We start from the raw sequence: 5623 nt of genomic DNA on the forward strand, positions 1-5623 counted from the left end.
GTGAATGTGAAGGCCGACTACGTGAAGGCGTTCTGGAACATCGTGAACTGGGCGGATGTCTCGGCCCGCTTCGAGGCGGCGCGTGCCGGTGCCCCGAAGCTCGTCGTCCCCGGCAAGTAAAACCACACCCGGACTTCCGGGGATGGCAAGCGGGCTGCCGATCGGAACATCTCCGGTCGGCAGCCCGCTTGCCATTTTCGGGCCCGCGGCGCATCGGCTGGAAACGCGACGAGGATCCGGATCCGGAGAAGCTTGCGCCGCTGGACCCGTACCCTGTGAACCCTAGCCGGGTTACGCGAATCGTTCGGCTCCTGTAGCGTCCACGAGCGAGCCCGCTCAGCGGCCGAGCAGCGCCACCAGCACCTGGATCGAGTCAAGCAAGGCGGGGGCCTGCTCGATGAGCAGCGCCAGGCCCAGCGCAATCATGATCAAGCCGCTGACCAAGGTGATGATGCGTGCTGCGGTGGGGCGCTGGCGCAGCAGCGCCCTGGCACCCAGGGCCACCCCCGTGTAGATAAAGAGCGAGAGCACCATGTGGCTGGTGCCCAGGATTGCGGTCTGCGCCGCAACCGGCCATGCGGCGTCCGCGTGGATGAACTGGGGGATCAGTGCCAGGTAGAGCAGCAGGGCCTTGGGGTTGGTGCCGCTGGTTCCCAAGCCACGGAAAAAGGCGGGTCCGAAGAAGCGTTGCCCGGGCACGGTTGAGGTTGCCGCCGCAGTGCCCTGTTGCAGGAGTGTGGCTGCCCCGCCGCGAGCCGCGACAAGTTCCGACGGGTTCCCTTCGCTGCCATCGGTTACCGGTGCCGGGTCTGCCTCGGCGCTGAAGCCGGCGCCGCGCCAAGAGCGGCATGTGCCGATGCCCAGCCAAAGAAGGTAGGCGGCCCCGATCAGCGTGAGCCAGGAAAGCAGCTGCGGCATGCCGGCAATCAGGGCCGCCATTCCGCCGACGATGAGCAGTGTGTGAAAGACGTACCCGCTGCACAGCCCGGCGACCGCCGAGGACACCCGGTGCCGGCCGAGTCCCGCGGAAATGGCGTAGGCCCAATCGGCACCCGGCGTCATGGCCAGGGCAAAGGACACTGCGATGAAGCCGTAGATGACTTGGAGGTCCATGACCGAATCTCTTTCCTGCTGGGAATCTACCGGCAAGCTTAGGAAGAAATCGACGAAATGTGCTTGCCGGTTCTCGCTCGCAGACCACTCATGAAGGAAGAAATGTCCTGTTATGTTTAATTAGGCGCAAGAATATAGCGCCAGCATTTGGAATCACCGAGAAAACCCGTGAAGGGGGCTGCCACATGGACGGAATCGACCGCGCAATCCTGCGACGCCTGCAGGACGATGGGCGTATGACGGCAACGGCCCTGGCGGAGGACGTCGGTCTCACGCTGGCGCCCTGCCACCGCAGGCTGCGCGAATTGGAGAACAGCGGTGTCATCCGCGGCTACCGTGCAGACGTTGATCCGGCGAAAGTGGACCTCGCGTTCGAGGCGCTGGTGTTCGTCACGCTGAAGGACCGGCAGACCATGAAGGACTTCGAACTCGAGGTCGGCCGGATTGGCCAGATCATCGATGCGCAGCGGCTCTTCGGGGAACCCGACTTCTTGTTGAGGGTCATGGCCGCGGATCTGCCGGCCTACCAGCGTTTCTACGACGACGTGTTGGTGGCTTTGCCCGGCGTGGAAAAACTCACCAGTACGATCGTCATGAAGAGCCTCAAATCCGGCGGGCGGCTTCCGATCTAATCCACTCGTTGTGGCTTCGGGGACGCTCCCGGGGCCGCGGTGGCCTTGGGCGTGATCAACAGCGTCATCAGCAGGATTCCGGCCACGAGGATGAACGCGTTGAGCACCCCGTAGTGTTCGCCGAGGAATCCAAGGACCGGCGGCCCGATCAGCATGGACGAGTAGCCGAAGACGGCAACGATGCCAACGCGGCGCGGGCCGTCGGTTGGGTGCGCCGCAGCCACGCTCATGCCCACCGGGAAGCCGAGCGATCCGCCCAGGCCCCACAGGAGTGCCCCGGTGAATACCGCCCAGGGGGCGGGTGCAAGTATGAACAGCACGATGCCGCCCAGGCCAAGCAGGCCCATGAACACCAGGACCCGCTTGTGGCCGATCCGGTCGATCAGCGGGCCGCCGAAGATTCGTCCGGCGGTCATGGCGGCAACGAACGCGCCGAAGACCAGCGCCCCCGAGGCTTCGCTGAATCCGTGGTCGTCGACCGAGGCGATGGTGAGCCAGTCGTTGGCCGTTCCTTCGGCGAATGCCAGCCCGGCAACCATGAGGCCGATCAGCATCAGGCGTCCGTCGCGGAAGGTGCCGATGAGGCGACGCCACCAGGACTCGGGCGCGGCGGCCCGGTCGGCGTCGTGCGGCCTCGGCGGCTCGAGTCCCGACACGTTGCGGACGAAGTAAAGTCCCAGGGCCATGATGAGGACGCCGACTATTGCGAAATTCCACATCACATCGATTCCCAAGCGTGCCGCGCCGGCGCCGAGGACGGCTCCGATGATGGTTCCGAAGCTGAAGAAGGCATGCATCAGCGGCAGGAGCGTCTTGCCAAGGGATCGTTCGACCGCGGCTCCGTCGACATTCATCATCACGTCGGTGGCGCTGAACACGAAGCCGTAGACGACGAGGATCGTCATGGCGCCCACGGTACTGCCCAGCATCTCGGTCACGGCGCCCAACAGGGCTAGCGCCGCTCCCAGGAAGAGCAGGCCAAGCATGATCCCGCGGCGGATGCCAAGTCGTGCCAGGATGCCCGGCGCAAAGGCCAGTCCGCCGATGGATCCGATTGCCAGGGCGAACAGGAGGATGCCGACATCCGCGGTGGACAGATCGAGTTGTACCCGGACCGCCGGGAGTCGGGCGACCCATGTTGCAAACGCGAAGCCACACAAAAAGAAGATGCCAAAGATGGAGTTGCGCCATGCCGTGTTGCTTGGCCTTCGGTCAAGTTCAACAGGTGCTGCGGATTGGCGTGGCAATGGCATCCTTTCGACTTCGAAACTGTGGACCCGGCGATGGCGGCCGGTTCCCGCCCGGCTGGGTCGCTCACTGTTTCATCATACGTCCGGAGTAATTCTTTTTCACGGCCCCACGCTCGTGGAATGCGACGTATCGCCATTGGTGAAATATCGACCGCGTCCCTGTTTGGGCTATGATTCTTGTGCCCGCCTCCGTAGCTCAGTGGATAGAGCAACAGCCTTCTAATCTGTCGGTCGCGCGTTCGAATCGCGCCGGGGGCACCAAGATATATTGGCCCTGACTTGGCATCCGCTAAGTCAGGGCCTTTTCTGTAGCTGCGCAGCGGGCCGATTTGACCGCAGCTTTTGTTTCGGTTGTTCGTGTACCGCGGCGCCGGCTAGCGATGGACTGATCCTGCCGAACCAAGGCTGAACCCTCCCGGCGCATGCCGCGCTGGATGCTTAGGCATGATGGATGCCCCCGACTCGATGGGCGCCATCCCACACCATCTCCCGTGGCCCGGTACCCGGCGTGTCTTCGGTGACCGCGATGTAACGCGCACGGACCCTGGCCTCGATATGGAGGTCCTCGGGCAAGGATTCCACCGTCAGCGGGGCCGGCCAATCCGAGACGGTCAGTTGGCGGCCGTCAAAGGGGCCGCCCCGCAGCACGACCAGAGCGGTGGTCATATCCTCATGATCCTGCCGCGGGGGGCTCCTGGATCGGTGCAGTCAAGGGTCGGCCGTCGCGATCCAGGGCGCATTGCATCGCCGGCAGGAACGAAATCGCGGGTACTCATGGTCACGTCCTCGATCGCTGGATGTCCGCCGCCCAAGTAGTAGCTGCGGCCCCCTCAGCTTCACGTAGCCGGCTGGAATCCACAAGGGGGGCCTTGACGCACTAGTGCCCGAAGCGCATGGGATCGGCCGGCTCGTCGGCGGTGCCATCCAGCGTATCGATGGCCCGGATCTCCTCGGGTGAGAGATTGAACGTAAAAACATCGAGGTTTTCGGCCAGGCGCTCGGGACTCGAGGTCTTGGGGATGGGGACGACGCCGCGCTCGATCTGCCAGCGAAGCACTGCCTGCGCCGGAGTGACCTTGTGGGCTGCGGCCGCAGCGAGCACGGGGTCTGCACTGAGGAGATCGTGCTTGCCGCGGCCCAGCGGAGCCCAGCCCTCGGTGAGGATCCCGTGTTCGGCATGGAAGGCGAGCCGGTCGTCGTCGAGCCAAAACGGTGAGTGCTGGATCTGGTTGACGTCCGGCACCACCCCGGTGGCGTCGATCAGTTCCTGCAGCTGCGGAACCGTGAAGTTCGACGTGCCGATGGCACGGACCCTGCCGCGCTTCAACAGCTTGACCAATCCCTCCCAGGCTTGGACGTAGTTGCCCTCCTGTGGGTTGGGCCAGTGGATCAGGAACAAGTCGAGGTATTCCAGGCCCAGCCGCTTGCAGCTGTTTTCCCAGGCGTCCTTCACGCCCTGGACCGAATGCCATTGCACATTGAACTTTGAGGTGATGAACAATTCCTCGCGGGGAACCGACGTCGAGCCGATGCCCTCCCCGATGCCTTCCTCGTTGCCGTAGTTCTCCGCGGTGTCAATGAGCCGGTATCCGGCATCCAACGCGTGGGCGACTGCTGCTCCGGCCTGGATGTCATCCAGCGGCCACGTGCCAAGGCCGATCGATGGCATGAAGGCGCCATTGTTGAGTTCACGTAACGGGACCGATGCATAGTTATCTGGCATTTGGCCATGCTATGGCACCGGCAGGAATACCGATAGGGGCCGGGCGCCTCGCGGCAGAATGCGTCGATGTGCCGGCCGCGGCGCGAAGATCCGGAGCAGGGACGGCCGGGCGAAATCGGGGGCAACCCATGACCGACCGAGGCCTGCGATGGCCGCGTCCAGCCAGTTCCCCACACAGCCGCGGCCGGGCAGGCGTATTTTCGATCCGCCTCCCCGCGCTTGTCCACAGCCCCGGTCCCGCACCGCATGGCTGTCGCTGCACGGCATCACACTGGGGTGACGAGGCAGGAAGTACTTGCCCAGAGTCGAACATTGGAGTGCACCATGACGGACCACATAACGTTGCGCGGTGTGGTGGGAACAGAGCCCCGCACCAGCGGGGGAAACAGCGGCACGCTCATTGCAAAGTTCCGCATGGTCAGCAACGAGCGGCGGCAGGACCCGGAGACGGGGCAATGGACGGATGCGCACAGCAACTGGTACACCGTTTCCTGCTTCCGGGCCATGGCCACCAACATGCTTGCCAGCATCCACATGGGCGACCATGTCGTGGTCTACGGCAAGATGCAGGTGCGCGAATATGACCGCCAGGACGGAACCCGGGGCTTCAGCGTGGACATCGAGGCCATGGCGCTGGGCCACGACCTGCGCTTCGGGGTCAGCCGCTTTGACAGGATCAGGCGTGCCGGGGGAGAAGACAACGCGGATTCCCACCTGCGCCACGGCAAAACGGAGCGGGAACCCGCGGAGTCGAACGACGAGTTCCCGGTGACCGGCTGGCCGGAATCCGAACCCGGGGCGGATACCGAGGCGGCCTAGTTTTCGCGGGGACGAATCGGTCGGGAATGTGTGGGGGGGGGGGGGGGGGGGGGGGGGGGGGGGGGGGGGGGGGGGGGGGCCGGGGG

General features: G+C 64.6%; 7 protein-coding genes and 1 tRNA gene. 4 read left to right on the forward strand and 4 right to left on the reverse strand.

Features of this window, described 5'->3' with window-relative positions; translation table 11 throughout:
- Window positions 1-120, forward strand: a 120-nt coding sequence (locus tag ACIPVK_RS21455) for a Fe-Mn family superoxide dismutase (protein ID WP_407613993.1), incomplete at its 5' end; no start/stop codon positions are given.
- A gap of 216 nt (window positions 121-336) precedes the next feature.
- Here ACIPVK_RS21455 and ACIPVK_RS21460 read toward each other — a convergent pair.
- Window positions 337-1113: a LysE family translocator gene (locus ACIPVK_RS21460; protein ID WP_407614013.1), complete on the reverse strand. Its 777-nt coding sequence runs from the start codon at window positions 1111-1113 to the stop codon at window positions 337-339.
- A gap of 185 nt (window positions 1114-1298) precedes the next feature.
- Between ACIPVK_RS21460 and ACIPVK_RS21465 the strand changes: the two genes are divergently transcribed.
- A complete protein-coding gene (locus tag ACIPVK_RS21465; protein ID WP_407614014.1) occupies window positions 1299-1745 on the forward strand; it encodes an Lrp/AsnC family transcriptional regulator in 447 nt (148 codons plus the stop codon).
- On the opposite strand, the gene ACIPVK_RS21470 is transcribed toward ACIPVK_RS21465, so the two are convergent.
- On the reverse strand, window positions 1742-2992 hold the full coding sequence (locus tag ACIPVK_RS21470; protein WP_407614015.1) for an MFS transporter: 1251 nt from the start codon (window positions 2990-2992) through the stop codon (window positions 1742-1744). The two genes, ACIPVK_RS21465 and ACIPVK_RS21470, sit on opposite strands and share 4 nt — an antisense overlap.
- Window positions 2993-3180: 188 nt before the next feature.
- On the opposite strand from ACIPVK_RS21470, the gene ACIPVK_RS21475 reads away from it, so the two are divergent.
- Window positions 3181-3256, forward strand: a tRNA-Arg gene (locus ACIPVK_RS21475).
- A 177-nt stretch (window positions 3257-3433) separates the two neighbouring features.
- Here ACIPVK_RS21475 and ACIPVK_RS21480 read toward each other — a convergent pair.
- Together ACIPVK_RS21480 and ACIPVK_RS21485 are read right to left on the reverse strand one after the other, a co-directional pair.
- Window positions 3434-3661, reverse strand: coding sequence for a hypothetical protein (locus ACIPVK_RS21480; protein WP_407614016.1), 228 nt, complete (start codon window positions 3659-3661; stop codon window positions 3434-3436).
- 211 nt (window positions 3662-3872) lie between these two features.
- Complete coding sequence (locus ACIPVK_RS21485; protein WP_407614017.1) at window positions 3873-4718, reverse strand: aldo/keto reductase; 846 nt, start codon at window positions 4716-4718, stop codon at window positions 3873-3875.
- 324 nt (window positions 4719-5042) lie between these two features.
- Between ACIPVK_RS21485 and ACIPVK_RS21490 the strand changes: the two genes are divergently transcribed.
- Window positions 5043-5537: a single-stranded DNA-binding protein gene (locus ACIPVK_RS21490; protein WP_407614018.1), complete on the forward strand. Its 495-nt coding sequence runs from the start codon at window positions 5043-5045 to the stop codon at window positions 5535-5537.
- Window positions 5538-5623 lie beyond the last annotated feature (86 nt).

It is taken from the genome of Paeniglutamicibacter sp. MACA_103 (genome assembly GCF_045798555.1).
GTDB lineage: Bacteria > Actinomycetota > Actinomycetes > Actinomycetales > Micrococcaceae > Paeniglutamicibacter.

Coding starts and splice junctions, on each gene's coding strand:
- ACIPVK_RS21460 (WP_407614013.1), bottom strand. CDS start 1,113: ATGGACCTCCAAGTCATCTACGGCTTCATCGCAGTGTCCTTTGCCCTG.
- ACIPVK_RS21465 (WP_407614014.1), top strand. CDS start 1,299: ATGGACGGAATCGACCGCGCAATCCTGCGACGCCTGCAGGACGATGGG.
- ACIPVK_RS21480 (WP_407614016.1), bottom strand. CDS start 3,661: ATGACCACCGCTCTGGTCGTGCTGCGGGGCGGCCCCTTTGACGGCCGC.
- ACIPVK_RS21485 (WP_407614017.1), bottom strand. CDS start 4,718: ATGCCAGATAACTATGCATCGGTCCCGTTACGTGAACTCAACAATGGC.
- ACIPVK_RS21490 (WP_407614018.1), top strand. CDS start 5,043: ATGACGGACCACATAACGTTGCGCGGTGTGGTGGGAACAGAGCCCCGC.